This window comes from Anaerotruncus massiliensis (ex Togo et al. 2026) (genome assembly GCF_030825285.1).
Lineage (GTDB): Bacteria > Bacillota > Clostridia > Oscillospirales > Ruminococcaceae > Anaerotruncus > Anaerotruncus massiliensis.
In genome coordinates, this window is sequence record NZ_JAPJQF010000018.1 from 25440 (window position 1) to 50618 (window position 25179).

Here is a 25179-nt window from a genome sequence, read left to right on the forward strand (position 1 = left end):
CACCAAAAGGCCTGCCGCGTCGCAAGATGCGGCAGGTTTTTGCATCTGGAGGAAGCATATGCGACTGGATAAATACCTCAAAATCACCCGGCTCATCAAGCGGCGCACCGTGGCCAACGAGGCGTGCGACGCGGGGCGGGTGACGGTCAACGGCAAGGTGGCACGCGCCTCCTACGACGTGAAGGAGGGGGACGTCGTCGAGCTGAACCTCGGCCAGAAGCCCCTGCGGGTGCAGGTGCTCAAGGTGAGCGAATACGCCACCAAGGACACCGCCGCCGAGGGCTACAAGGTTATCGACTGAGGATCGGCGCACGGGCCGCCGGAGGATTCCCTCCGGCGGCCCGTTCATATTTTGGCGCGCCCCCTCATAGGTATTAGAGATCAATTGACGGGGGAGGCGGACGCGGGTGGTCGAGGAAAAGAGGAATCTGGGGCCGCACAACATCATCATGGAGGACCGCAGGAGGCTGACGGTGACGGGAGTGACCGACGTGGACAGCTTCGACGAGCAGACGGTGGTCGTCTACTGCGAAACGGGGGAGCTGGCGATCCGCGGCGAGGGGCTGCACATCAGCCGGATCGACGTGGAGACGGGGGATCTGAACCTCGAGGCCGCACGGATCGACGGGCTGTCCTATGCGGATAACCACCCGGCGCGGGGCGGTTTTTTCGGCAAATTATTCCGCTGACGGAAGGTAGAATGGAAGGACGGGGGGAAGCCGATGGAGATCACGGTCGCGGGGCAGACGTGGCTCTTTTTACTGTCCGTCGCGTTGGGCGCGGCGCTCGGGGTGTGCTACGACGTCTTCCGGATTCTGCGCATCGCCTTCCGGCATCCCTCCCTGGCCGTCCTGCTGGAGGACATCCTTTTTTCGCTTGCCGCGGCGGGCGCGACGTTCGCTTTCCTGCTCACAACGGGCAACGGGCAGCTGCGCGCCTTTTTCCTGATCGGGGAGCTGGTGGGGTTTTCCCTCTACCACTGCACCCTCGGCGCGCTGCTCATCGGCGCGGCCAAGGGGATCATCGCGGCCATCCGGTGGCTTTTTGGGCTGATTTACCGGGTCTTTGTGGCGCCGGTCCTGCGCCTGTTAGAAAAGATTCGGGGCTTTTTGGCGAAAATCATGAAGCAATCGGCAAAATGTATAAAAAATAAAGCGAAAAATTCGAGGATACCCTTGAAAAAGCACAGTCATTTATTGTATAATTTAAAAAAGCGACTTCAGTGGGACGGACAGAAGAAAAACGTGAAGGAACAGGAGCAACCCGGTTCATGAAAAGTGTACGTGGAAAAAAGAAGAGCCTGTTTATCCGGTTTTGTATCTTCGCCTTCGCCGCTTACGTCGTGGTAAGCCTGATCACGCTGCAGATGGAGATCTCCTCCAAACGCAGCCTGCTTACTAGCGTAAACGCGCAGCTGGAAGACCAGGTCGTTGCAAACAAGGAGGTCGAGCGGCAGATCGCCTTGGGGGACGACCGGGATTTTATGGCCCGTATCGCGCGCGACAAGCTCGATATGGGTGTGGCGGACGAGCGCGTATTCCGTGACACAGCGGGCACGTAAGCCCGCCTTTTGGCGTGTCTGGAGCCGGAAGGGCTTCTCGATAAAACACAAGATCGTTAAGGAGGCAGCGTAACATTTATGCAGCTTGAGGTAGGGAGTATTCTGGAGGGCAAGGTCACCGGCATCACAAAGTTCGGCGCGTTCATCGAACTGCCGGGCGGCAAGACCGGAATGGTACATATTTCGGAAGTGGCGTCCTCCTATGTCAAGGAAATTTCCGATTACCTGTCGATGGGCCAGATGGTCAAGGTCAAGGTCATCGGGATCACCCCCGAGGGTAAGGTCAGCCTGTCGATCAAACAGGTGGCGCCCGCCCCGGCTGCGGCTGAGCGTCCCAACACGCCGCGCCCCTTCCGCCAGGGAGGCCCCGGCGCGCCCGGCGACCGTCCGGCGCGCCCGCCCTATCAGCGCAGGCCGCCCCGCGAGGTCTCCTACGGGTTCGACCGGCGGCAGGACATCACGAGCGAGAACATGTCCTTCGAGGACATGATGAGCAAGTTCAAGCAGAAGAGCGAGGACAAGATGTCCGACCTCAAGAAATATACCGACATGAAGCGCGGGACGGCGCGGAGCAGAAATTCACCCAAATGATTCCAAAAGGGCGCCGCGGCGCCCTTTTCCTTTTGAAAAGAGAAGCGGAAAACAGGAGGACGGGCATGGTAATCGTCAACGCGGACGTCCGCACGATGGCGGGCGAAAGATTTGAACACGGATACATCCACATGGACGGCGGAAAGATCGTCTCGGTCGGCCCGATGGAGCGCGCGCCGCGGGACGCGGAGCGGTTCGACGCGGCGGGCGCGGTCGCGCTGCCCGGGCTGGTCGACGCCCACTGCCACATCGGCATGTGGGAGGACGGGCTCGGCTTCGAGGGGGACGACGGCAACGAGGACACCGACCCGGTCACGCCGCAGCTGCGCGGCCTGGACGGGGTGAACCCGCTCGACCGGGCGTTCACCGAGGCACTCGACTGGGGGGTCACGACCGTCGTGACCGGTCCCGGCAGCGCCAACCCGATCGCGGGGCAGATGTGCGCGATGAAGACCTGCGGCCGCCGGGTGGACGATATGCTCCTCGCCGCGCCGCTGGCGGTCAAGATGGCGATGGGGGAGAACCCCAAGACGAGCTACCACGAGAAGCAGCAGGGCCCCGCCACCCGCATGGGGATCGCGGCGGCCATCCGCGAGCAGCTCGCGAAGGCGAAGAAGTACGGCGAGCAGCTCGAGCGGGCGGCCGCGGACGACGACTTCGACGAGCCCGAGTACGACGCGAAGTGCGAGGCGCTGCTGCCGCTCCTGCGCGGGGAGATCAAGGCGCATATCCACGCCCACCGCGCCGACGACATCTTCACCGCCATCCGCATCGCGAAGGAGTTCGGCTTTCCCTACGTGATCGTCCACGGCACCGAGGGGCACCTCGTGGCCGACCTGCTGGCCCGGGAGGGCGCGGCGGTCATCGCCGGGCCGCTGCTCGGCGCGCGTTCCAAGCCGGAGCTCAAAAACGCCGACGACGGCGGCGCGGGCGCGCTCGACCGCGCGGGGGTGAAGGTCGCGGTCGCGACCGACCACCCCGAGCTGCCCTGCCGCTTCCTGCTTTTAAGCGCGCAGGTCGCGGCCCAGAACGGCATGGACCCCGGCGCGGCGCTGCGGGCGGTCACCTCCACGGCGGCGGAGATCTGCGGGCTGGAGGGCCGCGTGGGCGCGCTCGCGCCGGGACGGGACGCGGACGTTCTGCTCTATGAGGAGGAGCCGCTGGAGACCCACCGAAAGCCGTTCGCGGTCTTCGTCGACGGAAGGAGGGTGCGCTGATGCGGGAGATTCCACGGGAGGCCGTCGTCGAGGCGGTGAAGGCGCTCTGCATCGAGGCCAACCGGATGCTTCCGGCCGACCTCAAGGAGCGGCTGTGCGGGGCCTGCCGGGCGGAGGAGTCGCCGCTCGGGCGGGAGGTGCTCTCCGACATCGTGCGCAACTATGAGACGGCCGAGGCGCTCTCGATCCCCGTCTGCCAGGACACCGGCATGGCGGTCGTCTTTGCCGAGCTCGGGGAGGACGCGCATGTGCCGGGCCTGGAGGAGGCCGTCAACGAGGGGGTGCGCCGGGGCTACACCGAGGGGCTGCTGCGCTGCTCGGTGGTCGGAGACCCGCTGCGCCGGCAAAACACCGGCGACAACACCCCCGCCGTGCTGCACCTGCGGCTGGTGCCGGGGGACAGGCTCACCCTCACCGTCGCGCCCAAGGGGGCGGGCAGCGAGAACATGAGCTCCATCCGCATGATGACCCCGGCGGCCTCCGAACAGGACCTGATCGACGCGGTCGTGCGGGCGGTGGAGGCGGCGGGGAGCAACCCCTGCCCGCCGGTCGTGGTCGGCGTCGGCGTCGGCGGCAACTTCGAGGGGTGCGCGCTGCTCGCGAAACGCGCCCTCTGCCGGGACACGGCCGTGCGCAATCCCGATCCGCTCTACGCCTCGCTCGAGGAACGGATGCTCGAGGGGATCAACCGCACGGGCATCGGGCCGCAGGGCTTCGGGGGCCGGGTGACGGCGCTGGCGGTCAACATTGAGGCGGGGGCGACCCACATTGCGAGCCTGCCGCTGGCGGTGAACATGGGCTGCCATGTGACGCGGCACGCCTGCCGGACGATTTGAGTCCTGTTTGTTAATTTTCCACGAACCCTCCGATACCCCTTGTAAATTCGCCCAATGTCCTGTATAATAAAGGTAGGATAATTGGGTAAAATGTTAAAAGCAGGCTTGCCTGTTTTGCTATAAAACAAAGGGGTTGAATTTATGAACATCACCATCACAGCACGGAAAACCTCTGTTCGCGACTCTTTCAAGGAAAGGATCGACCGGAAACTCGCCAAGCTGGACCGGTTCTTTGACGACAGCGCGAATGCGATCGTCACGGTGACCAACGAGGGCGACCGCGAGACCGTCGAGGTCACCATCCAGTCGCGGGGTATGTTCTATCGCGCGGAGAAAACCACCTCCGACCGCTTTGACTCCCTGGAGGCCGTGGTGGACTCCCTCTTCCGCCAGATCGTGAAGAACAAGAACAAGCTCGGCAAGCGCCTGCGGGACACCGCGTTCGACGCGGCGAACGTCGAGGTGGGCGAGGAGCAGGAGTCGGAGGCCCCGGAGTATGCCGTCAAGCGCGTCAAACGGTTCGCGCTGCGCCCGATGGACGTGGAGGAAGCGATCCTCCAGATGAACATGGTCGGGCACGAGTTCTTCGTCTTCCTCAACGCGGAGACGAACGAGATCAACGTGGTCTACAAACGCCACAATGGAACTTACGGGATTCTCGAGCCGACGGTCGGCTGACGATACAGCACTCCCACAGGCCGGTCCCCCACGCTCCCCGCGTGGGGGACCGGCTTTTCGGCGGGAATTTCTTGTAACCGCCGGGCATTTGTGATAGGATAAAGGTAATTTCACGGGCGGAGGTGCGCGGATGCTCTGCAAAAAATGCGGAAACAACGTCAAAAGCGATTTCAAATACTGCCCCTACTGCGGCGAACGGATCGTCAGCGACTTCCACGACCACTATGAGGAGCTGACCCCGCCCTTCCTCGTCCGGGAACCGGACGAGCCGGACGCTGCGGCGGACTGGTACGCCGCAGCGCCGGGGGAGCGGGCGCCCGACTTCGCCCTCCCGCCCACGGCCGCGCCGGGGGAGCCTCCCCTCGCGCCCGGGGCCTTTCCGCAGGAGGACCTGGAGGACGACCTCGCGCCGCCCCATTTCCGGGTTTCCCTGCCGGAGGAGCCGGCCCCCGGCGGGTACGGCGGCCCCCTCTTCGGCGCGGACGGCCCCCCGGCAAGCGGGAGGTACGCCGCGCCCGCGGGCTTCGAGCCGGTGGACGACCCGGCCGGGCCGTCGGAGGCGCCCTATTTCGTCTACCGTCCGGAGCCGGCCGCGCGGATCCCCGGAACCGACCCCGCCGGGGAAACGCCCTCCGCGCCCCCCGCGCGGGAGATTCCCCGCAGGGGCGCGGACAAGCCGAAGGCGGGCCCGGGCATCGTGGTCAAGCTGCTGATCATCGTGGGGGTGCTGATCGCCGCGGGAGCGGTGTCCTGGTTCGGATACCGCCTGCTGGGCGGCGGACCCGCGCCCTTCCGGAATACCGACTTTTCAGCGATGTTTGCGCGGGTTTACGGTCTGTAAACATTTAAAAACCCCCTTGCGCATTGGCAATACAGCGTGTATAATATAGACATGCCACATATGAAAAGATCTGGAGATTCGGAGGGGGGCCCCTGGGGGGCATACCGAAAGAACGGACTCATATGTGCGGTAAACAGGCGGAGCCGCGCGAAGCGAGGCTTCGCCTGTTGCGTTGAAGGGAGGCGCGTAAAAATGGAAAAGGTGCTGGTCGCCATGAGCGGCGGCGTGGACAGCTCGGTGGCGGCGCTGCTCCTGAAGGAGCGGGGCTATGAGGTGGGCGGCGCGACGTTCGAGCTCTTCGACGGCTGCCCCGAGCAAAACGTCTCCGACGCGAAGGCGGTCTGCGAAAAGCTCGGCATCCCGCATTACGTCTTCGATTACCGCGCCCTCTTTTCCGAGCGGGTGCTCGACTGCTTCGCGGACGGCTACCTGCGCGGCGAGACGCCAAACCCCTGCATCGCCTGCAACCGGAGCGTCAAGTTCGGCGCGTTCGCGCGGGACGCCGAGCGCCTCGGGTACGGCCGCATCTCGACGGGGCACTATGCGGCGGTGCGGTTCGACGAGGCGTCGGGCCGCTATCAGCTGTGGCGCAGCGCCCAGCCCCGCAAGGACCAGTCCTACGTGCTCTACCACCTGAACCAGCGCCAGCTTTCGATGCTGCTGCTGCCGCTCGACCGTTACGACAAGAGCGAGGTGCGCGCGCTGGCCGCGAAAGCGGGACTGCCGGTGCAGTCCAAATCGGACAGCCAGGACATCTGCTTCGTGCCGGACGGCGACTATGTCTCCTTCATCGCCCGGCACACCGGAAAGACCCCCGAGGAGGGGGATTACCTCGACGACGCGGGCAACGTGATCGGACGGCACCGGGGGGTGCTGCACTATACGATCGGGCAGCGCAAGGGGCTTGGGATTGCCTTCGGGACCCACCGTTATGTGAGCCGCCTTGATCCGGAGCACAACACCGTCACCCTGTCGGACGAGTCGGCGGTCTTCCGCGACACGCTGTTCGCGGACGGGCTGCGGCTCATTTCGGGCGGCGCGCTCGGTGGGCCGCTTTCGGTGCGGGCCAAAATCCGCTACGCGCACATCCCCGCCCCGGCCACCGTCTATCCCCTCGGGGAGGGGGAGGTGCGGGTGCGGTTCGATTCCCCGCAGCGCGCGATCACGCCGGGACAGGCCGTGGTCTTTTACGACGGGGAACGCGTGGTGGGCGGCGCGACCATCCGCGCGGCAGGACAGGATAAGGAGTGACATCGATGAACCTACTCGTCCCGATCGTCATGATCGTGGCCTCCAACGTGCTCTACAACCTCTTTACCAAGACGATGCCGGCGGGCGCAAACCCGTTCGCCGCGCTCGTGATCACTTACCTGACCGCGGGCGCGGTCTCCTTCGGGATGCTGCTCGTGACCGCGCAGGGGGATTCGGCGGCCGCCTTCCGCTCGATCAACTGGACGAGCGCCGCGCTTGGCGCGTCGATCGTCGGGCTGGAGCTCGGCTATATCTACGCCTACCGTGCGGGCTGGAACATCAGCGTCTGTTCCCTCGTCGCCAACATTGCGCTCGCCGTCATCCTGCTCTTTGTGGGGCTGCTCTTTTTCAGCGAGAAGCTCTCCCACAACCAGCTGATCGGTATCGTGCTCTGCGTAGCCGGGCTGTTCTTCCTCAACCGCCGATAGGTGTAGTTGCCGGGTCCCGCCCCGGCGGGCGGCCCCATTTCTTGTACGGACAAGAAATGGGGGAAAGAAGCCGCAGGGGGCTTGGGCGGCCTTCCCGGGCTGCGCCCGGAGCGCGCTACGCGCGACGGCCGCTCGCGGGCGCTCCGCCCCGCGACCCCGGCTTGAGTCCGCTGCGCGGACCCGGCCCTGCGGGCCGGATTCTCTATAAGGTTGGCCTACGGCCAAATCCTTGACCCCCAGGCCGCGACAAATGGGCCTTTGGCCCAGAAAGTCGCGTCCCCGTATGACGGATCGAAGTACCAGTCTACAGCAGCCCGTCAGCCGCCGCGCCGCAGGCGCAACGCCTCTTCCCAAGAGCCTCAGGAACGCTCTTACAGGCGCACCCGGGGAGATACGGCGGTTGGGAGCGTCCGCAACCTGAATTGAGCCCTCAACTGGTGTACCTGCGGGGAGTGACGGTAACCGGCGGGTACTGGCAAGGCGTCTCCAGGGGATTCCTAAGGGGGCGGTGGAGCCCCCTTAGGCGGACTTTTGGTTCCTTTTCGTCCGTCCGAAAAGGAACCCGTGGCGCGCGGCGGAACGCGCTCGTAATTCTTGCCGCTTGAAAAGCGGCAATTCCCGAAAAAGCCCCGCCGGGCGCAGCGCGGCAAGCTCCGCCGCTTCCCGAGCGGCAAACCCAAGAAAGCCCCCGCCGCCCAGGGGGGCGGAATATCCAAAAAGGAACCGGCCCTGCGGCCGGTTCCTTTTATTTCTCACTTCACTTTGATGAGGATGGGATTTTCGAGCACCCCGACGACGTCGAGGGTCTTGGGGTCGACCGCGCTGAGATAGACGGTGCCCTCGTGCTCGCCCGGGGCGAGCGGCTCACGGAGGTCGACCTTGGATATGTACTGGTTGGGGGCGATGTACTGGGAGCGGTAGAGGACGCTCTCGTCCCCGTCCGCGGTCAGCTCGACGACCATAAGGTATTCGTTGAACGCGGGGTTCTGCACGTTGAGCCCGCCGCCCGTACCGTCCGACTGGAAGGTGACGGTGGAGCTGACGCGGTAGCCGAAGAGGTTTTCACCGGGGGATTTCTCATTCCAGGGCGCGCCGGGCGGGGTGCCCGTCTGGGCGGCGGGGTCGAGCCCCTCCACCCGGAAGGCGCTTTTGACTTCGCCGGAAGAGCCGTTCAGGTTGCGCAGGAAGAGGAAAAGCCCCAGCGCGATGAGGATGGCGCAGAGGATGGAGAGCACCAGCACAAGCGCGGTATGGGGACGGGAACGCTGTCGCAGCATAAGCAATCACCTCGAAAAAATCCCCGCCGCGCGGGGAAGAATCAAGCCCGTCAGGTGATCTTGCGCAGGATCTTTGGGCGGAACCAGCCGCGGTAGATGCGCAGCACCTGGGAGAGCAGAAAATCGTACATAAAGAGGGTGAAGTTGACCAAGGCGAGGGCGACGACGATGGTATACTTCCCGAAGTCGCCCCAGCCCTCGAGCATGTCGGGGATGCCGAAGACGTAGAGCATCACATAGTAGAAGGCGACGATGACGCCGTTGAAGAGCAGGAATTTGAGCAGATAGGCGATGGGCCGGGGGGCGCGTTCGAGACGGGACTTGAGCATGGGGTAATAGCCGAGCAGCATGACGAAGAGGACCTTGGCCTCCTGGTCGGGGACGATGAACATGGCGAGCACCGAGACGGCAACGTAGACAAGCATGGCGGTCTTGGTGCCGTTCTCCTCCTCGACGGCGATGAGGACGATGCCGGCCATCGCGGGGAAGACGTAGGAGGAAAAGGGGATCAGGCCGGTCATGAACATCATCAGCAGGCAGAGGGCGGCGGAGAGGCCGCCGATCGCCACCTGGGTACTTTTTTTCATAGACGGACGCCTCCGATGGTTCTGATGCGGGCCTGCGGCGCCCGGAAAGCGCGAGGGACGGCGGGCGGCTCAGAAGCAGCTGTTGCCGCAGCAGTCCATGCAGCAGTTGGCGCAGTACATGGCGGCGCAGATGTCGCAGCAGCTGCACCCGCCGACGGAGCCGGTCTGGTAGGAGCCGCCGCCGTACTGGGGACGGCCGTTCTGCCGCTGCCAGAGCAGCTGGTTGTAGGCGGCGGAATACTCGCTGTTCTGGGGGTTCATCTGACAGGCCTTCTGGAAGCTCTGGAGCGCGTCGTCGAGCCATCCGCGCGAATAGTAGATGCTGCCCTTGAGGAAGTACCACTCCGCGTCGCGGCTGGCGGCGGCCACGCCGTCGAGGAGCTCCTGCGCCTCGGCCAGCCGTCCGGAATTGATCATGCGTCGGATGTCCGCGAACTGGGAAGCGCCCTGCGCATAGGCGCCGCCCGAATAGCCGCCGGACTGTCCGCCCGCCCGGCGCTGCGCGACGATCGCGTCGTATGCCTGGTTGATCTCCTGCATCTTCTCCTCGGCCAGGTCGGACAGGGGGTTGTTTGCATAGTTGTCCGGGTGATACTTTTTGGCAAGCTCCCGGTATGCGGCCTTCACCTGTTCGTCGGTGGCGTTGGGGGAGATCCCTAAGACCTTATACGGATCTGTCATCGGTTTTCAGTCTCCTTTGGCAGCAAGATTCGTTCGACGGTATCACGCAGGCCGAGGTGGATGACGTTGTCCAGGATCGGCTTATAGTCGTGCAGGCCGATCAGCTCGTACGCCTTGATGATCTCCCCGATCGTTAAAAAGAGGGAGCCCTTGGCGTTTTCACGGATGGCGGCGAGCTGTTCGGGCGTGGGGGAAGGCGTCTTCTCCCGCAGCAGGAAGGGGTTGTAGCTGTGGCGGCGGGCGTCCTCCTCGAGGTCGTCGAGCGCGTCGGCCAGATAGACGTACCGCCCGAGCAGGTAGCCGAACCGTTCGAGCACCCGCTTCTGGGTGCTGTCGTTGGTGAGCAGGCCGCAGATGCCCGAGAGGGCGAGCGCGGAGGGCTCGCAGGCGCGGTCGACGCTGTCGCACTGTTCGTCCTCGAGCGCGCTCTGCTTGCTGATCGTTTCGTAGATGATCTGCGCCACACCGGGGAAGCGGTCAGCCGCCTTTTTGTAGGCGTGCCGCGCGAAGGGCGTGGCGAGCGCCGCGCCCAGCCGGGAGCCGAAGCCGCCGTCGCGGTAGTTGTCGAGCACCTTGTAATAGAGCATGATCATCGCGACGCCCGAGGAAAAGTCGAGCTGCCCGCAGCTGGGGCAGCAGGGGATTTTTCTGAGCGGGTTGAGCATGCAGCGCCCGGGGGCGAAGGCGAGGTGTTCTCCCGAGAGGGACAGGTCGAGCAGCGCGAGGAAGGTGAAGTCGTAGCTGAGGGTCAGCCGGGCGAAGGGGCCGTACTCCCGGCCGAGCTGTTTGCAGAGTCCGCAGTAGACCGCCTTATAGGTTTCGTACTCGCAGACCCGCAGCATGCCTTTGAAGGGCTTAATGTAACCAAACATTAGTGTCTCCCGATCGGGTGAAGATTTTCCGCGGAACGGCAGGTTTTTTCACCCTGTCCGCGATGGGCAAACCGGGGAATCCTTGTAAAAAACGTGCGATCCGCGCCCGGGGCGCGGATTTTCCGGCAATTTTCACAGAACTTTCTGAACTCTCTTATTTTACACGAAAAGGCCGTGAATTTGTTTAATAAACTATGAATTCCACGAAATAACGTTATGGATTTGTGATTCAAAAAGGCCTTGTTTGCGTAAACCGTGCCCGGGCTCCGCTTTTGCGCCGGCAAAGCGTGGGCCCGGACGCACCCGCGCGGAGGACTGTCCGCACCGGGCGGACCGGTTTTCCGCCCGGAGGCGCCGGGTCAGACGAAAAAGAGCGGCGCGGGCGTGCGCCCGTGCCGCTCTTTTTCCTGTGATGGCCTGAGTTGTCCGCGGAAAGAACGCCGCGGTCATTCGACGCTCAGGTTCCGGGTGATGAAGATCGCGTAAAGCCGGGTGAGCAGGTCCCAGGAGAGGCTGTCGAAGGCCCCGGACTCCTCCAGGTTTCCCCTGCTTTGCAGCCAGAGGGTGTTGGCTGCGGTGCCGTCGGCGTGCCGGCCGTCGACCTCCGCGTCCTGCACCTCATCCAAAACGTGGGAGAGGGATTTGAACATCGACTGGACGACCAGCAGATGCAGCGTCTCCCCGCCCGGCTCCACCCGGAAGGAGGGGGAGGGGTAGACGTCCGCGCCCCGCGGCAGGCGCGTGCGCGCGACGACGCCGCGGTAGACGGACGCGATGGCGTCCCAGGTGTCGTTGTCGACCGTGCCGGTGGGCGGCAGGCCGAAGTTCTGCTGGAAAAGGACGACCGCCAGCTCCGTCCGCTCCTCGAAGATGCCGTCGGGAACGAGCCGGGGCAGGAAGGGGTAGGACAGCGAGATGGCGCGCAGCATGGTTTGGAGGCTCCGGACGGGACGCCCGAGCAGAAAACGTTCCGGAAGCATCAGGCGGCGCCCCCTTTCCGGTCCCGGCTGCCCAGGGAGAGCGGGTACCCGGGGAACTGGGTCAGGCGGGTCGAGAGGGCGTAGGTCTCGAACTCCTCCCGCGCGGCGCTGTCGGAGAGCTCCGCGGGGAAGCGGACCCCGTCGCTGAGGATGGCGGAGGCCGCCCCCGCGTAGGCCTCATAGATTGCGTCCCAGGTCGTTTCATCGGCGACGCCCGTCTGCGGCAGGCCGGCCATCTGCTGGAACGCCGTGACCGCCTGCCTGGTTCTCGGGCCGAAGACGCCGTCCACCGGGAGGAAGGGGAGGTTGTCGTAAAACTCGGACAGGACGGCGAGCATGAACTGAAGGGCGACGACGCCGTCGCCGGAGGACCGCTCCCGCGACTCGCCGGGATACTGGAAGGAGACGTTATAGAAGGTCTGCCCCTCGCTCACGAGCTCGGCGAGGTCCTTTACGCCGACGTAGAGGAGCACCAGCTTATACCAGGTGGCCCTGCCCACCACCCCGTCGGCGGCCAGGTTGAAGATGCTCTGGAACCGCTTCACGGCGTTTTCCGTGGCGGGGCCGAAAATTCCGTCCACCGGCCAGATCTTGGGGATGGCGGGGTAGTCCTGGGAGATGCGGTTGAGGGAGGTCTGGACGACCACCACGGCCTCGCCGGCGGAGCCCTGCCGCAGGGGGGAGCCGGGGTAGGAGGCGCGCACGCCCTGCACGGGGGCGTCGGGCACCAGCTCGATGCCGTCGCCGTAATAGGTTCGCAGGATTTGCATGGAGTCGTAACCGTCCTGCGCCAGGTATTGGCTGCCCCACTGGGAAAGCCCGTCGCAGGTGGTGGTTGTGCCGTTGCAGAATTTCGCGGCCAGCGGCTCCACGTAGCCGATCCGCCGGATGTATGTATTGAAGATGTCGTCGACGATCTGCTCGATGTTGTCGAAGATGTTCCGGCCGTAGATGAATTTCTGGTCGGTGGCGGTGCTGTTCGTGATGTGGAACGAGTAGCCCCGGCTGGGATAGTATTCCGTGTAGACCCGGTTGAGCGCGAAGGAGATCTGCGCCAGGATGTTCGCGCGCAGGGCGGCGGGCTCCCAGGTGGGATAGATCTCGCTGGAAGCCACGTTCTTGATGTAGTCGGGGAAGGAGACGGTGACGTTCTCCGCGCCGGAGCCGGGGGTCCCGAGATGGACGGTGATATACTCCGGGATATAGGGAAGGACGGTGATTGGCATGGGGAAAGCCTCCTTTACAGGTCTTGGGGGGTGACGCGCACTTCGCCCGCCGCGTCCCGGGGCGCCGTATTCTCCGGAAGCGGGATCAGCTTCATCTCCTGGAGCGTCTCGACCCCCGCGAAAATCTGGACGTCCTCCACCGTCAAAAGCTCGTAGAGCGGATGCTCCGCCCATACGTCGCAGACGGAAAAGGGCGCTTCCGCGGCGCCCGGCGAGGTGCTGTCCGCCGCGGCGGGGGCGGGGATGGCGACCGGGTCGATCTCCCCGCTTTCCCCCGTGACGCGGACGGCGACCAGGCGGTGCCTGCCGTCCGGGGATTTTTGGGTGACCGCCACCGTGGCGTCCTCCAGCGGAATCTGTGCCCGGCCCGTAAAAACACGGACGCGGATTGTGCCGTTTTCATCCAATGGGACCCCTCCTTGCTGGATAGTTCTTACCAACAGCTTATGCAGGAGAGGGGCGCGCCTTGTCAGGAAAGGGCGCGAAAGAAGCAAAAAAAGCCGGAGGGGGATCATTCCCCCTCCAGCCCCTCCTGCGCCGGGTTGTCGATGAGGCGGCCGCGGAAGTCGAACCGGGAGCCGTGGCAGGGGCAGTCCCAGCTCTTTTCGTCCGGGTTCCACTCCAGCTGGCAGCCCAGATGGGGACAGCGGACCGATACGATGAACGCTTCGCCGGCTTCATCCTTATAGACCCCGACCTTTTCGCCGTCGTACTCCACCACGCCCCCGTGCCCGCGGGGCAGCGCCTCGATATCCTCCCGCGGCGGCGTGAGGAATTTGCGCGCCAGCCCCTTCGCGGCCTGGGCGGTGTCCCGCATCAGCGTCCTGGCGGAGGCGGAGGGGTTGAACCGCTGGGGCGTGAACGCCTGCTCCCAGGGGCTTTTCCCCTCTGTGATCAGGCCGGTGATCAAAAGGGCGGACACCATGGAGGAGGTCATGCCCCACTTTTGGAAGCCGGTCGCCACGTACCAGTCGGGCGTCGAGGCGGAGTACCGGCCGATATAGGGCACCCCGTCCAGCGTCATGCAGTCCTGGGCGCTCCATGCCGCCGCCTCGGCGCTCTCGGGCCAGTAGGTTTTCGCCGCTTCCCGCAGCCTTTGGTACTGCCCGCCCGCGGAGTTTTCGCCGGTGCGGTGGTTCCCGCCGCCGAGCAGCAGCAGGTCCCCCTGCGGCCGGAAGGAGAGGCCGTCCGCGTCGACGCCGAGGTACATCCCGGTGAGTTTGGACGCGTTTTTGAGCGCGAGGACATAGCTGCGCTCCTGGTGCATCCGCATGAAGTAGTAGCCGGGCGCGTTCAGGAAGGGGTAGTGGCAGGCAAACACAATCTTTGCCGCCGTCACCTCGCCGCGGTCGGTGAAGATCCGGTTGCCCTCCACGGAGCGCACGGGGGTCCCTTCGTAGATTTCGAGCGGCCCGGCGACGGCGCGCAGGAACCTGAGCGGATGGAACCGCGCCTGCCCGTCGAAGCGCAGGGCGGCGGCCACGGGGAAGGGGAGCTCCGTTTGGGAACCGTAGGCCGCGCCGATGCCGAGAGCTTTCGCCGCCTCGAACTCCCGCGCCAGCGGCTCCCGCTCGGCGGTGGAATAGAGGTACGCCGGGGCCTCGGTGAAATCGCAGTCGATCCCGAGCTCCCGGACCATGCGCCGGTATTCCGCGACGGCGCGCTGGTTGGCGTCGGCGTACTGCCGCGCCGGCTCCTCCCCCGACCGCTCGATCAGCCGGTGGTAGATCAGCCCGTGCTGGCTGGTGATCTTGGCGGTGGTGTTTTTCGTCTGCCCGCCGCCCACGCGCGAGGCCTCCAGCAGCACGGTGCGCAGCCCCGCCGCCTTCAGGAAATGCGCGGCCAGCACGCCCGCCATCCCGCCGCCGATGACGGCCGCGTCCACGTCGAGGCCGCCCGCGAGCGCCGGCCGTTCCGGCAGCGCGGCGGTTTTGCTCCAGATGGATTCGCTCACGGCTTTTTCACCCCCGCGCGGCGGACCGCCCGTTTGACGACTGTTCCCATATGACCACGCTCCTTCGACTTCTTATTCCTAGCGTGGGCCGCCGCATGAAAATTATTCCCACCGGGGAAAAAGTTTCCCGCCGCTGGCGGGAAAACCGCCGGGGCCCGGCCGTCGGGGCGGCATTTTGGGGAAAAATGTCCGCCCGGCGGGGAAAGAAGTGAAAAAAAGATGGCGGAAGGCTTGATTTTGGAAGCGGATCGCAGTATGATAAAGCAATAGGGTTTAACGGATAAATGCGTTAAAGCGCCCGGCGGCGACGCCGCAAAAGGAAACGGAGTGAAGGTAATCATGATCTACAACCGGGAAGCCGAAACGATGCCGCGAAAGCAGATCGAGGCGCTCCAGCTGGAGCGGATGAAGCACATCGTGCGATACTGCTACGACAACGTGAAGCTCTACCACGATCGGTTTGACGCGGTCGGGTTCGACCCCGACAAATTCAAAGCCCTCTCCGACATCAAGTATATCCCGCCGACGACCAAGGACGACCTGCGCGACAACTACCCCTTCGGCCTCTTCGCGGTGCCGCAGAAAAAGGTCGTGCGCATCCACGCGTCGAGCGGCACCACCGGCAAGCCCACCGTCGTCGGATACACGAAAAACGACCTCGACATGTGGAGCGAGATTATGGCGCGCCTCATCGCCGCCGCGGGCGTGAACGACGAGGACATCGCGCAGATCTGCTTCGGCTACGGCCTCTTCACCGGCGCGCTCGGCCTGCACTACGGCCTCGAGCGGCTGGGCGCCTCGGTCGTGCCCTCCTCCTCCGGCAATTCGGAAAAGCAGATCATGCTGATGAAGGATTTCGGCACCACGACGCTGATCGCCACCCCCACCTACGCGCTATACCTCGGGGAGCTGGCCGCCGAGCTCGGCTACGGGCCGGATGATTTCAAGCTGCGCATCGGCCTCTTCGGCTCGGAGGGCAGCACCCCCGAGATGCGGGCGAAGATCGAGCAGAAGCTCGGACTCTTCGCCACCGACAACTACGGCATGAGCGAGCTCATCGGCCCGGGGGTCTCGGGCGAATGCGAATTCCGCGACGGCTTACATATCAACGAGGACCACTTCTTCACCGAGGTGGTCGACCCCGACACCCTCGAGGAAAAGGCGGAGGGCGAGGTCGGCGAGCTGGTCATCACGACGCTGACCAAGGAGGCGCTGCCTCTGCTGCGCTACCGCACCCGCGACCTCTCCCGCGTGACCTACGCCCCCTGCAGATGCGGCCGCACGACCGCCCGCATGGACAAGATCATGGGCCGCAGCGACGACATGATCAAGGTCAAGGGCGTCAACGTGTTCCCCTCCCAGATCGAGAGCGTGCTCATGCCGATGAGCCAGATCAGCCCGCACTACATGCTCTATGTGCGGCATGAGGGCTACACCGACACGCTCGAGGTCAAGGTCGAATTGATCGACGGCTCGCTGCTCGAGCGGTGGTCCGACCTCGAAAAGCTCCAGGAGACGATCCACGCCAAACTGCGCACCGTTCTGGGCATCGACGCGAAGGTCACCCTCGTGCAGCCCAAGACGATCGAGCGGTTCCAGGGCAAGGCCAAGCGGGTCGTCGACCTGCGCTGAATAAGTAATTCATTAAAGGAGTACATATATGAAACAGCTGATGCTTGGCAACCAGGCGGTTGCCAGAGGACTCTTCGAGGCAGGCTGCCGGTTCGTCTCGAGCTATCCCGGCACCCCCTCCACCGAGATCTCCGAGTACGCGAGCGAGTACGACGAGATTTACGCCGAGTGGGCCCCCAACGAGAAGGTCGCCATGGAGGCGACGCTCGGCGCGGCCATCGGCGGCGCGCGCTCCTTCTGCGCGATGAAGCACGTGGGCCTCAACGTCGCGGCCGATCCGCTCTTTACCGCCTCCTACACCGGCGTGAACGCCGGCATGGTCATCGGCGTGGCGGACGACCCGGGCATGCATTCCTCCCAGAACGAGCAGGATTCCCGCCACTACGCGATCGCGGCCAAGCTGCCGATGGTCGAGCCCGCCGATTCAAAGGACTGCATCGACCTCGTGGCGGCGGCGTACGAGATCTCCGAGACGTTCGACACGCCGGTCATCTTCCGCACCTGCACCCGCATCGCCCACTCCCAGAGCATCGTGGAGCCGAAGGAGCGCACCGAATACCCGCTGAAGGCGTATGAGAAGAACCCGAAAAAATATGTCATGATGCCCGCCAACGCGGTCGGGCGGCATGTCTTTGTCGAGGAGCGGATGAAAAAGCTCGCGGAGTTCGCCGAGACCACCCCGCTCAACCGGGTGGAGATGGGGGACGCGGAGGTCGGCTTCATCACCTCGGGCACCTGCTACCAGTATGTGAAGGAGGCGTTCCCCGCCGCGAGCGTCCTCAAGCTCGGGCTTGTGAACCCGCTGCCCGCGAAGCTCATCCGGGATTTCGCCGCGAAGGTGAAGACCCTCTACGTGGTCGAGGAGCACGACCCGGTCATCGAGACCTTCTGCCGCGCGAATGGCGTGCGGGTCGACGGCGGCAAGGACCGCCTCGGCCTCTGCGGGGAGTATTCCCAGCGGATGGTCGCCAAGGCGTTCGGCGGGGAGGTCCCCGGCGGGCTCTCCTTCGGCGAGGCGGTGCCCGTGCGCCCGCCCGTGCTCTGCCCCGGCTGCCCTCACCGCGGCCTCTTCTACACGCTGCACAAGCTCGGCGTGATGGTCAGCGGCGACATCGGCTGCTACACCCTCGGCGCGCTGCCCCCGCTCGGGGCGCTCGACACGACCGTCTGCATGGGCGCGTCGATCTCCGGGCTGCACGGCTTCAACACCGCGCGCGGCGGCGACTCGGCCCAAAAATCCGTCGCGGTCATCGGCGACAGCACCTTCATGCACTCGGGCATCACCGGGCTCATCGACATCACCTATAACCGCGGCAACTCGACGGTGATCGTGCTCGACAACTCGATCACCGGCATGACCGGCCACCAGCAGAACCCGACGACCGGCCTCACGCTCAAAAACCAGCCCACCCCGCAGGTTTCGATCGAGAAGATCTGCGAGGCGGCGGGCGTCAGGCGGGTGCGCGTCGTCGACCCGAACGAGCTGAAGGAGCTTGAGACCGTGATCAAGGAGGAGCTCGCCGCCGACGAGCCGTCGGTGATCGTCACCCGGCGGCCCTGCGCGCTGCTCAAATATGTGAAGCACAACCCGCCGCTCACCGTGGACGTGGAGAAGTGCAAAAACTGCAAGGCCTGCATGAGGATCGGCTGCCCCGCGATCAGCGCGGCGGAGGGCCACGTCACCGTCGACCAGACCCTCTGCGTCGGCTGCGGGCTGTGTGAAAAAATGTGCGCGTTCGGCGCGCTGAAATCTTCCGCGGAGGTGCAGGGCTGATGGCAAACGTAAAAAGCGTCATGATCGTGGGGGTCGGCGGGCAGGGCTCGCTGCTCGCCTCCAAGCTGCTCGGCAACGTGCTGCTCTCGCGCGGGTTCGACGTCAAGGTCTCCGAGGTGCACGGCATGAGCCAGCGCGGCGGTTCCGTCGTCACCTATGTGCGCTACGGCGACAAGGTCTATTCCCCCATCGTCTCCGAGGGGGAGGCCGACGCGATCGTCTCCTTTGAGCGGCTCGAGGCCGCCCGCTGGCTGCCCTACCTGAAGGAGGGCGGACGGCTCATCGTCAACGACCAGCGCATCGACCCGATGCCGGTCATCACCGGCGCGGCCCAATATCCCGACGGCGTCCTCGAAAAGCTCGCCGCCACCGGCGCGAACCTGCTGGCGATCGACGCCCTCTCGCTGGCCGAACAGGCCGGCAGCGCCAAGGCGGTCAACGTCGTGCTGATGGGGGTGCTCTCCACCCTGCTCGACATCCCCGAGGAGGCGTGGCAGGCGTCGCTCGAGGCCTGCGTGCCCGCGAAATTCCTGGAGCTCAACCGCCGCGCGTTCGCGCTCGGCCGGAACCATACCGCGTGATCCCAATCTTAATGACAGAAAGGAATGGATTCCTTTGCCAAACTACTACCAGCCCGAAATCGAGTGCGCCTCCCGCGAGCAGATCAGAGCCTGGCAGGACGAGCGCCTCGTCGAAACGGTCGAACACGCCTACAAAAACGTGGAGTTCTACCGCAGGAAGATGGACGAGAAGGGGATCAAGCCCTCGGACATCAAATCCGTTGACGACCTTTGCAAGCTGCCCTTTTTGACCAAGGCGGACCTGCGCGACGCCTACCCCTACGGACTGCTCGCCGTTCCGCGTGAGGACGCGGTGCGCATCCAGTCGACGAGCGGCACCACCGGCAAGCGGGTCGTCGCCTTCTACACCCAGGACGACATCGACCTGTGGGAGGACTGCTGCGCCCGCGCAATCGTGGCCGCGGGCGGCACCCGCAGCGACGTGGTGCAGGTCTCCTACGGCTACGGCCTCTTCACCGGCGGCCCCGGCCTCAACGGCGGCTCCCACAAGGTGGGGTGCCTCACGCTGCCCATGTCCTCCGGCAATACCGCGCGGCAGATCCAGTTCATCCAGGACCTGGGCGCCACCATCCTCTGCTGCACCCCCTCCTACGCCGCCTTCATCGGCGAGACGTTCGAGGAGATGGGCATCAGCCCGGAGGAGATCCCGCTCAAGGCGGGCATCTTCGGCGCCGAGGCGTGGACCCAGGAGATGCGCCGCGACATCGAAAAGAAGCTCGGCATCAGGGCGTATGACATCTACGGCCTCACCGAGCTCTCCGGCCCCGGCGTCTCCTTCGAGTGCGCCGAGCAGACGGGCATGCACATCAACGAGGACCACTTCATCGCCGAGATTATCGACCCCGACACCGGCGAGGTGCTCCCCGAGGGCTCCAAGGGCGAGCTCGTCTTCACGAGCATCACCAAGAAGGCCTTCCCGATGCTCCGCTACCGCACCCGCGACATCTGCGTGCTCACCCGCGAGCCCTGCTCCTGCGGACGCACCCACGTCAAGATGTCCAAGCCGATGGGCCGCAGCGACGACATGCTCATCATCCGCGGCGTCAACGTCTTCCCGTCCCAGATCGAGACGGTGCTCATGAACCACGGCTACCCGGCCAACTACCAGATCGTCGTCGACCGCGTCAAGAACAGCGACACCCTCGACGTCTACGTCGAGATGACGGGCGCGATGTTCGGCGACACCGTCAAGGACATCTCCCGCCGCGAGAAACAGCTCGTCGACGGCTTCAAGTCGATGCTCGGGCTCGCCGTCCACGTGCACCTCGTCTCACCCAAAACGATCGAGCGCAGCGAAGGAAAGGCGAAACGCGTTATCGACAAACGCCATCTGGTATGATATAATTGGCATAAGAAAGGGAAGCTTCTTCCCGGATTTTTGGGCATTATCGTCAAACTAACGCCGGCACAGCGGCAGAATGGGTGTGTAATATGGTTATCAAGCAGCTTTCCGTCTTTGTCGAGAACCAGCCGGGCAGGCTTTCGGAGATCACCGACGTCCTCAGCGGCCGGGAGATCAACATCCGCGCCCTCTCGATCGCCGACACCACCAATTTCGGCATCCTGCGCCTGATTGTCGACCATCCCTCCCGCGCCGAAAGCGCCCTCAAGGAGCAGGGTTTCACCGTCTCCCAGACGAGCGTCATCGGCGTCGGCATCGAGGACCGCCCCGGCGGTCTCGCGGAGGCGCTCGACATCCTGCGCGAGGCGGGCATGGACGTGGAGTACATGTACGCCTTTGTCAGCCACGCCGAGAAGACCGCCTACGTCATCCTGCGCGTCGCCGACAACGACGCCGCCGAAAAGGTCCTGCGCGACCACGGCATCCCCATCCTCAGCGGCGAGGACGTGTATTAGGGTTACGGGCATTTTTTGGTCGGCCTTTTGAAAAAGGCCTGGCGAAAACTTTTATCAGGCGCGGCGCCGCCGCCTGTCCGTGCACGCGGCCCGTACGATGGGGAGCGGAAGGGCGGACGCGCGAAAACAACATCAGCCGGTTGGGCGGAAATTTTTCCGCCCAACCTTTTTTGGAGGAATGTGCAAATGTCCATCGAAAAGGTACGGGCGTTCTTTGCCGCGCGCGGGCGCGGCGGGGACGTCCTGGAGTTCCCGGTTTCAAGCGCCACCGTCGAGCTGGCCGCGCAGGCGGTCGGCGTCATCCCCGCGCGCATCGCCAAGACCCTCTCCTTCAAGAGCCCGGAGGGGTGCGTCCTGATCGTCATGGCGGGCGACGCGCGCATCGACAACCGCAAGTTTAAGGACCAGTTCTCCATGAAGGCGTCGATGCTCCCACCCGAGGACGCGCTCATCCTCACCGGGCACGCGGTCGGCGGCGTCTGCCCCTTCGCGATCGAGAACGAAGCTGTAAAGACCTACCTGGACGTGTCGATGAAGCGGTTTGAAACCGTCTTCCCGGCGGCGGGCAGCGGCAATTCCGCCATCGAGCTCACCTGTGCCGAGCTGGAGGACTATTCCGGCGCGGCGGGCTGGGTCGACGTCTGCAAGGGCTGGGAGGAGACGTCGGTATGATGCGTGATCCCGTCCAGACGATCGGAAATCTCATCGACCGCGCGGGCGTCTCCTACATCGGCTCGGTCGACGGCGAGGGCTTCCCCGAGATGAAGGCGATGCTCCCGCCCCGCCGCCGCGAGGGCGTCCGCGAGCTGTGGTTCACCTCCAACACCTCCTCGATGCGCGCCGCCCACTACCGGGAAAACCCAAAGGCGAGCGCCTACTTCTGCGACCGCCGGTTCTTCCGCGGGGTGATGCTCAAGGGGCATATGGAGGTGCTCACAAGCCCGGAAATCAAGGCGGAGATCTGGCGGGAGGGGGACGAGCGGTACTATCCCGGCGGGGTGGACGATCCCGACTACTGCGTCCTGCACTTCACCGCGTTTTCGGGGCGGTACTACAGCAGCTTCCATTCGGAGGACTTCCCCGTGGAGAAATGAAAAAAGCGCCCGGCCGTTGAGGCCGGGCGCTTTTTGATACGTTCAGGAGGCGAAGTACTGGACGACCGCGTCCGCGACCGCGCTGCCGTAGCGGTACATCGCGAACGCGTCGCAGATCTGCTGGTACTCGGCGGGATTGGTGATGAAGCCGGATTCCAGCAGGATGGAGGGGCAGGCGGTCATCATCGTGACGCGGTAGTAGGAGCGTTCGACCGAACGCAGCCTGCGCCCGCTGTCCTCCGCGAGGCTCTGGCCCGCGAGCTCGGCAAGGCGCTGCGACTGGTCGTTCCAATAGTAGACCTCGATGCCGGAGACACCGACCGAATCGGCGGTCACGCCGAGGGAATTGTGGTGGCAGGAGATGAAGAGGTCCGCGTCGAACTGCTGGGAGAGCTCCATGCGCTCATTGAGGGTCATCGTCTCGTCGCTGTGCAGCACGTGGACCGTCGCGCCGAGCGCTTCCAGGCGGCTCTGGGCCGCGTAGGCGTTGGCGAGGTTGAGGGTCTTCTCCCACGGGCCGCCGTCGCCCGCCACGCCCGAGGCGCCCGGGTCGGTGCCGCCGTGGCCCGGGTCGAGCACGACGGTCACGTCCGAGAGGGGGGTGGCGCTCAGGCGGTCGAACGCGGGCCGCTCGCGCAGGTAGACGACCGTGTCGTTCCCGTCGAACTGGACGTCCCAGCCGCTCAGGCGCACCCCGTCGTTCAGATGGAAGGTGAGGGTCACGGCGCCGTCGTCGCTGATCGACGATTCGACCGACGAGCAGAGGGTGCTCTCGAGCATCGAGGTGTTCATCTTTTCAAAGCCTTTGAGGTGGTGGAAGGTGACGGTCACCGAATCCTCGTCCATGCTCCCCGTGAAGGCGGGGCGCGCGGTGCCGCCGATCGTCAGCTTTTCCCCCTTGGGGGCCTTGGCCATCGCGATCGAGGCGACGGCGCTCTGCGCGGTGGCCGCGCCCTCGTCGACGTCGACGGCGGATTTGAGCACATAGCCGCCCGAGGAGAGGCGGTAGTAGCCGCCGCCCGCGTTTTCGGTGATGTAGTCGACGCAGTCCTTCTTGAGGATGGTGAGGTACTGCCCGTCGTCCGCCGCGTTTTTGTTGACGGGGACGATGAAGGTCTTCATCCGCGCGACGGGGACCGCCCCCTCGCCCGCGACATAGACCTCCCCGGCGGTCTGCTGGCTCGAATTGAGGCCCGCGTAGTTGAGGCGGTAGGTGACGGGGCCGATGTTCTTGACCTGCCCGGACAGGGCGAGGGAGGAGACGTCGAGGGTCGCCTGATAGGTGACGGCGACACCGTTTTGCACCGCCGCGACCGGCTGGAGGGTGGCGGTGAGCCCGCCCACCGCGGCGGTCACCGTGCCGCCGCCCGGCGCGGTGCAGGAGAGCTTCAGGAGCTGCCCTGCGAGCACCGCCTCCGAGCTGGCGGGATAGGCGCTCGATTTGACGATGGTGGAGATCGTGGTCGTCTCGGACGGGTAACTGCGGGTGATCGCGGCCGTCCTGCTGATCCCGCCCTGCGTGAAGGTGTAGGTGTTGGAGCCGTAGGCCACGTCGACAAGCACGCCCCACAGCCCTTCGGACGAGCGTTCCAGCTCGCGTCCCTCAAAGAGGAGGGGCTGGGCGGGGTCGGAGGTGCCCATGATGTAGTAGGTCCCCCAGGAGGGGTCGGCGGTCACCGGCTCGGCCGGCCGCCCGATCGTCAGGGTCTTCTGGTAGCTGAGGTCGGGCATGCCTGCGGGCTCCTTCTGGCTGAAGGCGGCAAAGAGCGTATAGGCCGCGGTGCGCGACTCGGTGTCAAGCGCGCTGTAGTTGCTGATCACGATGCCGCCCGCGCCCGACTGCCGTTCCAGCCAGAGGCTGTTGTCGATCCCGTGGGAAAAGGCGGACGCGTCGTCCGCGCCGTGCAGCGGGTAGTAGGCGGCGCCTTTGGCTTCGCAGAGGGCCTGCCAGCCCGAAAGGAGGGCGGGCAGCTCGTCGAGGGAGACGCCGTCGAAGGTCGGCACGACGAAATCGAGGTCGCCGCTCCCAAGCGGCGCGGAGAAGAGGTCACGGGCGGCTTCGCCGCCCACCGCGCCGCCCGAGACGACGAGGCCGAGCCGCTGGGAATCCTTATGCTTGAGGCTGTCGTGCGCGTGCCCGGCGGTTTTGGCGACGCAGGAGGCGTAGTCCTCCACGGCGTCGAAGACGCCCGAGTCGACGCCCGAGAGGACGACGCCCGCGATGTCGTAGTTGGCGGTGAGTTCCGAGACGACCTTGCCCGCCAGCTTCTGCACGCCCGGCTCGGACGGGTCGAGGACGCCGTTTTTCACCCAGCCGGGATTTTTTGCCGCGGGGGAGGAGGCGGCCAGCCCGCCGGAAGCGACCGCGTAGGGGTTGACGACCGCGTAGACCTGGATGCCCCGCTCCTTGCATTCGTCGACGAGGTAGCCGAGCGGGTCAAAAAAGGCGAAGGAGCCCTGTTCGCCGGTGAGATAGGCGCTCGACGGCAGCACCGACGAGCGGTAGAGCGCGTCACACTCGGGAGCCGCTTCAAAGAAGACGGCGTTGTAGCCGTATTCGGCGGCGAAGTCCGCGATCGCGTCGAGCTGGCCGCGCAGCGCCTTGGCCGAAAGGTTGGGCGCGGAGGGGAAATCCGCGTTGCCGCGGGTGCGCACCGTCATCGCGCGCAGCTCGGGGGCGGTGGGCACGATCCCCCCGGGATAGCTCTTGGGGATGATCTCGCCGGTGAGCAGGTCGCTCGCCAGCAGCACCGTGAAGGTCGCGGCGACGATCGCCAGCGACAGGAGCAGGGTGCGCGCGATCACATGCGTCCGTTTCGGTTTCATATGGGCAACATTCCTTCTATACCGTAGTGGGGCGTCACAGCTCAAAGTCCGATTTGTCGAAAGCGGGCAGCGCGCGCGGGCGCTTGGGGACCCGCTTGAGCGGCGCGTAGCGGTAGCGCCGGCAGGAGGTGAACGGAGAGGTCACACCCTTTTTTTCACACAGCACCGAACGCCCGTCGCGGGTGATGAACCCGTATTTGCAGTACTGGCAGGCGGGCGGGATCTCGTTGGAAAACAGTCTCAGCTTGCTCATGGCGCACCTCCGAAAGTCCGATATAACCCTATCATTATACAGGAACGGAGGGGAAATTTCTACTTGTAAAAATGAACATTTCGACGCCATTCGGGAAAGGCGAGGATCGAGCACATGCAGAGCAGGCAGAGAGCGGGCAGGACGGCGTGGGGATCGGCGCGCGGGACGGGGGAGGAGAGGGA

General features: G+C 65.0%; 28 protein-coding genes. 18 read left to right on the forward strand and 10 right to left on the reverse strand.

The features are described 5' to 3' along the window. The first annotated feature begins 58 nt into the window (after nucleotides 1-58). The 11 genes from RCI06_RS07465 (at nucleotide 59) to RCI06_RS07515 (ending at nucleotide 7403) form a co-directional block, all read left to right on the forward strand. Nucleotides 59-301, forward strand: coding sequence for an RNA-binding S4 domain-containing protein (locus tag RCI06_RS07465; protein WP_101551431.1), 243 nt, complete (start codon nucleotides 59-61; stop codon nucleotides 299-301). 106 nt (nucleotides 302-407) lie between these two features. Then, nucleotides 408-689: a YabP/YqfC family sporulation protein gene (locus RCI06_RS07470; RefSeq protein ID WP_101551428.1), complete on the forward strand. Its 282-nt coding sequence runs from the start codon at nucleotides 408-410 to the stop codon at nucleotides 687-689. Between the two features lie 33 nt (nucleotides 690-722). Continuing rightward, nucleotides 723-1274 carry a spore cortex biosynthesis protein YabQ gene (gene yabQ / locus RCI06_RS07475; RefSeq protein WP_101551426.1) on the forward strand — a complete coding sequence of 184 codons (552 nt, stop codon included), beginning with the start codon at nucleotides 723-725 and terminating at the stop codon, nucleotides 1272-1274. Beyond that, the gene (locus RCI06_RS07480) at nucleotides 1271-1561 is read left to right on the forward strand and encodes a hypothetical protein (RefSeq protein WP_101551424.1); all 291 of its coding nucleotides are present in this window, start codon (nucleotides 1271-1273) and stop codon (nucleotides 1559-1561) included. The genes yabQ and RCI06_RS07480 overlap by 4 nt, the downstream gene beginning before the upstream one ends. A 78-nt stretch (nucleotides 1562-1639) precedes the next feature. Further along, entirely contained in the window at nucleotides 1640-2152 is a 513-nt protein-coding gene (locus tag RCI06_RS07485) for a S1 RNA-binding domain-containing protein (RefSeq protein ID WP_101551421.1), read from the forward strand. Nucleotides 2153-2217: 65 nt separating this feature from the next. Then, on the forward strand, nucleotides 2218-3369 hold the full coding sequence (locus tag RCI06_RS07490) for an amidohydrolase (RefSeq protein ID WP_276871251.1): 1152 nt from the start codon (nucleotides 2218-2220) through the stop codon (nucleotides 3367-3369). After that, nucleotides 3369-4205, forward strand: coding sequence for a fumarate hydratase (locus RCI06_RS07495; RefSeq protein WP_101551417.1), 837 nt, complete (start codon nucleotides 3369-3371; stop codon nucleotides 4203-4205). The genes RCI06_RS07490 and RCI06_RS07495 overlap by 1 nt, the downstream gene beginning before the upstream one ends. Before the next feature lie 141 nt (nucleotides 4206-4346). Further along, on the forward strand, nucleotides 4347-4883 hold the full coding sequence (gene hpf, locus RCI06_RS07500; RefSeq protein ID WP_101551415.1) for a ribosome hibernation-promoting factor, HPF/YfiA family: 537 nt from the start codon (nucleotides 4347-4349) through the stop codon (nucleotides 4881-4883). Between the two features lie 130 nt (nucleotides 4884-5013). Continuing rightward, nucleotides 5014-5724, forward strand: coding sequence for a hypothetical protein (locus RCI06_RS07505; RefSeq protein WP_306575355.1), 711 nt, complete (start codon nucleotides 5014-5016; stop codon nucleotides 5722-5724). Nucleotides 5725-5916: 192 nt separating this feature from the next. Then, a complete protein-coding gene (mnmA, locus tag RCI06_RS07510; RefSeq protein ID WP_306575358.1) occupies nucleotides 5917-6975 on the forward strand; it encodes a tRNA 2-thiouridine(34) synthase MnmA in 1059 nt (352 codons plus the stop codon). Nucleotides 6976-6980: 5 nt separating this feature from the next. Then, nucleotides 6981-7403, forward strand: coding sequence for an EamA family transporter (locus RCI06_RS07515; protein WP_101551408.1), 423 nt, complete (start codon nucleotides 6981-6983; stop codon nucleotides 7401-7403). Between the two features lie 752 nt (nucleotides 7404-8155). On the opposite strand, the gene RCI06_RS07520 is transcribed toward RCI06_RS07515, so the two are convergent. The 8 genes from RCI06_RS07520 to RCI06_RS07555 all read right to left on the reverse strand — a co-directional run bounded on the left by RCI06_RS07520 (nucleotide 8156) and on the right by RCI06_RS07555 (nucleotide 14980). After that, on the reverse strand, nucleotides 8156-8680 hold the full coding sequence (locus RCI06_RS07520) for a hypothetical protein (RefSeq protein ID WP_101551406.1): 525 nt from the start codon (nucleotides 8678-8680) through the stop codon (nucleotides 8156-8158). Between the two features lie 50 nt (nucleotides 8681-8730). Beyond that, nucleotides 8731-9267: a hypothetical protein gene (locus RCI06_RS07525; protein WP_256152358.1), complete on the reverse strand. Its 537-nt coding sequence runs from the start codon at nucleotides 9265-9267 to the stop codon at nucleotides 8731-8733. Nucleotides 9268-9336: 69 nt separating this feature from the next. Then, nucleotides 9337-9948: a J domain-containing protein gene (locus RCI06_RS07530; protein ID WP_101551401.1), complete on the reverse strand. Its 612-nt coding sequence runs from the start codon at nucleotides 9946-9948 to the stop codon at nucleotides 9337-9339. After that, a complete protein-coding gene (locus RCI06_RS07535) occupies nucleotides 9945-10820 on the reverse strand; it encodes a DUF5685 family protein (RefSeq protein ID WP_101551399.1) in 876 nt (291 codons plus the stop codon). The genes RCI06_RS07530 and RCI06_RS07535 overlap by 4 nt, the downstream gene beginning before the upstream one ends. 446 nt (nucleotides 10821-11266) lie before the next feature. Next, on the reverse strand, nucleotides 11267-11800 hold the full coding sequence (locus RCI06_RS07540; protein ID WP_276871240.1) for a peptidoglycan-binding protein: 534 nt from the start codon (nucleotides 11798-11800) through the stop codon (nucleotides 11267-11269). Further along, nucleotides 11800-13026: a peptidoglycan-binding protein gene (locus RCI06_RS07545; protein WP_101551395.1), complete on the reverse strand. Its 1227-nt coding sequence runs from the start codon at nucleotides 13024-13026 to the stop codon at nucleotides 11800-11802. The genes RCI06_RS07540 and RCI06_RS07545 overlap by 1 nt, the downstream gene beginning before the upstream one ends. 14 nt (nucleotides 13027-13040) lie before the next feature. Then, complete coding sequence (locus RCI06_RS07550; protein ID WP_276871237.1) at nucleotides 13041-13433, reverse strand: spore cortex-lytic protein; 393 nt, start codon at nucleotides 13431-13433, stop codon at nucleotides 13041-13043. 104 nt (nucleotides 13434-13537) lie between these two features. Then, the gene (locus RCI06_RS07555) at nucleotides 13538-14980 is read right to left on the reverse strand and encodes an FAD-dependent oxidoreductase (RefSeq protein WP_302822918.1); all 1443 of its coding nucleotides are present in this window, start codon (nucleotides 14978-14980) and stop codon (nucleotides 13538-13540) included. A gap of 339 nt (nucleotides 14981-15319) precedes the next feature. Between RCI06_RS07555 and RCI06_RS07560 the strand changes: the two genes are divergently transcribed. From RCI06_RS07560 to RCI06_RS07590, 7 genes are all read left to right on the forward strand, one after another. Beyond that, the gene (locus RCI06_RS07560) at nucleotides 15320-16612 is read left to right on the forward strand and encodes a phenylacetate--CoA ligase family protein (protein ID WP_302822921.1); all 1293 of its coding nucleotides are present in this window, start codon (nucleotides 15320-15322) and stop codon (nucleotides 16610-16612) included. Between the two features lie 28 nt (nucleotides 16613-16640). Further along, a complete protein-coding gene (gene iorA / locus RCI06_RS07565; protein ID WP_101551390.1) occupies nucleotides 16641-18386 on the forward strand; it encodes an indolepyruvate ferredoxin oxidoreductase subunit alpha in 1746 nt (581 codons plus the stop codon). Then, nucleotides 18386-18967 carry an indolepyruvate oxidoreductase subunit beta gene (locus RCI06_RS07570; RefSeq protein ID WP_306575362.1) on the forward strand — a complete coding sequence of 194 codons (582 nt, stop codon included), beginning with the start codon at nucleotides 18386-18388 and terminating at the stop codon, nucleotides 18965-18967. Before iorA ends, RCI06_RS07570 begins: the two co-directional genes overlap by 1 nt. A 34-nt stretch (nucleotides 18968-19001) precedes the next feature. Then, nucleotides 19002-20306 (forward strand): phenylacetate--CoA ligase family protein, encoded by a 1305-nt coding sequence (locus RCI06_RS07575; RefSeq protein ID WP_101551386.1) that lies wholly within the window; start codon nucleotides 19002-19004, stop codon nucleotides 20304-20306. Nucleotides 20307-20398: 92 nt separating this feature from the next. Then, nucleotides 20399-20824, forward strand: a complete 426-nt coding sequence (locus tag RCI06_RS07580) for an ACT domain-containing protein (RefSeq protein WP_121586551.1) — start codon at nucleotides 20399-20401, stop codon at nucleotides 20822-20824. 186 nt (nucleotides 20825-21010) lie between these two features. After that, nucleotides 21011-21496, forward strand: a complete 486-nt coding sequence (locus tag RCI06_RS07585) for a YbaK/EbsC family protein (protein WP_306575364.1) — start codon at nucleotides 21011-21013, stop codon at nucleotides 21494-21496. After that, entirely contained in the window at nucleotides 21496-21918 is a 423-nt protein-coding gene (locus RCI06_RS07590; RefSeq protein ID WP_373690849.1) for a pyridoxamine 5'-phosphate oxidase family protein, read from the forward strand. Before RCI06_RS07585 ends, RCI06_RS07590 begins: the two co-directional genes overlap by 1 nt. Nucleotides 21919-21960: 42 nt before the next feature. Here the strand turns inward: RCI06_RS07590 and RCI06_RS07595 are convergent, their stop codons facing one another. Together RCI06_RS07595 and RCI06_RS07600 are read right to left on the reverse strand one after the other, a co-directional pair. Next, nucleotides 21961-24744 (reverse strand): N-acetylmuramoyl-L-alanine amidase, encoded by a 2784-nt coding sequence (locus RCI06_RS07595; protein WP_306575366.1) that lies wholly within the window; start codon nucleotides 24742-24744, stop codon nucleotides 21961-21963. Between the two features lie 34 nt (nucleotides 24745-24778). After that, complete coding sequence (locus tag RCI06_RS07600) at nucleotides 24779-24997, reverse strand: hypothetical protein (RefSeq protein WP_242970846.1); 219 nt, start codon at nucleotides 24995-24997, stop codon at nucleotides 24779-24781. Nucleotides 24998-25179 lie beyond the last annotated feature (182 nt).

Coding starts and splice junctions, on each gene's coding strand:
- iorA (WP_101551390.1), top strand. CDS start 16,641: ATGAAACAGCTGATGCTTGGCAACCAGGCGGTTGCCAGAGGACTCTTC.
- RCI06_RS07490 (WP_276871251.1), top strand. CDS start 2,218: ATGGTAATCGTCAACGCGGACGTCCGCACGATGGCGGGCGAAAGATTT.
- RCI06_RS07545 (WP_101551395.1), bottom strand. CDS start 13,026: ATGCCAATCACCGTCCTTCCCTATATCCCGGAGTATATCACCGTCCAT.
- RCI06_RS07585 (WP_306575364.1), top strand. CDS start 21,011: ATGTCCATCGAAAAGGTACGGGCGTTCTTTGCCGCGCGCGGGCGCGGC.
- RCI06_RS07570 (WP_306575362.1), top strand. CDS start 18,386: ATGGCAAACGTAAAAAGCGTCATGATCGTGGGGGTCGGCGGGCAGGGC.
- RCI06_RS07525 (WP_256152358.1), bottom strand. CDS start 9,267: ATGAAAAAAAGTACCCAGGTGGCGATCGGCGGCCTCTCCGCCGCCCTC.
- RCI06_RS07485 (WP_101551421.1), top strand. CDS start 1,640: ATGCAGCTTGAGGTAGGGAGTATTCTGGAGGGCAAGGTCACCGGCATC.
- RCI06_RS07495 (WP_101551417.1), top strand. CDS start 3,369: ATGCGGGAGATTCCACGGGAGGCCGTCGTCGAGGCGGTGAAGGCGCTC.
- RCI06_RS07540 (WP_276871240.1), bottom strand. CDS start 11,800: ATGCTTCCGGAACGTTTTCTGCTCGGGCGTCCCGTCCGGAGCCTCCAA.
- RCI06_RS07520 (WP_101551406.1), bottom strand. CDS start 8,680: ATGCTGCGACAGCGTTCCCGTCCCCATACCGCGCTTGTGCTGGTGCTC.
- RCI06_RS07590 (WP_373690849.1), top strand. CDS start 21,496: ATGCGTGATCCCGTCCAGACGATCGGAAATCTCATCGACCGCGCGGGC.
- RCI06_RS07535 (WP_101551399.1), bottom strand. CDS start 10,820: ATGTTTGGTTACATTAAGCCCTTCAAAGGCATGCTGCGGGTCTGCGAG.
- RCI06_RS07580 (WP_121586551.1), top strand. CDS start 20,399: ATGGTTATCAAGCAGCTTTCCGTCTTTGTCGAGAACCAGCCGGGCAGG.
- RCI06_RS07505 (WP_306575355.1), top strand. CDS start 5,014: ATGCTCTGCAAAAAATGCGGAAACAACGTCAAAAGCGATTTCAAATAC.
- RCI06_RS07600 (WP_242970846.1), bottom strand. CDS start 24,997: ATGAGCAAGCTGAGACTGTTTTCCAACGAGATCCCGCCCGCCTGCCAG.
- hpf (WP_101551415.1), top strand. CDS start 4,347: ATGAACATCACCATCACAGCACGGAAAACCTCTGTTCGCGACTCTTTC.
- RCI06_RS07560 (WP_302822921.1), top strand. CDS start 15,320: ATGATCTACAACCGGGAAGCCGAAACGATGCCGCGAAAGCAGATCGAG.
- RCI06_RS07515 (WP_101551408.1), top strand. CDS start 6,981: ATGAACCTACTCGTCCCGATCGTCATGATCGTGGCCTCCAACGTGCTC.
- RCI06_RS07530 (WP_101551401.1), bottom strand. CDS start 9,948: ATGACAGATCCGTATAAGGTCTTAGGGATCTCCCCCAACGCCACCGAC.
- mnmA (WP_306575358.1), top strand. CDS start 5,917: ATGGAAAAGGTGCTGGTCGCCATGAGCGGCGGCGTGGACAGCTCGGTG.
- RCI06_RS07465 (WP_101551431.1), top strand. CDS start 59: ATGCGACTGGATAAATACCTCAAAATCACCCGGCTCATCAAGCGGCGC.
- RCI06_RS07595 (WP_306575366.1), bottom strand. CDS start 24,744: ATGAAACCGAAACGGACGCATGTGATCGCGCGCACCCTGCTCCTGTCG.
- yabQ (WP_101551426.1), top strand. CDS start 723: ATGGAGATCACGGTCGCGGGGCAGACGTGGCTCTTTTTACTGTCCGTC.
- RCI06_RS07480 (WP_101551424.1), top strand. CDS start 1,271: ATGAAAAGTGTACGTGGAAAAAAGAAGAGCCTGTTTATCCGGTTTTGT.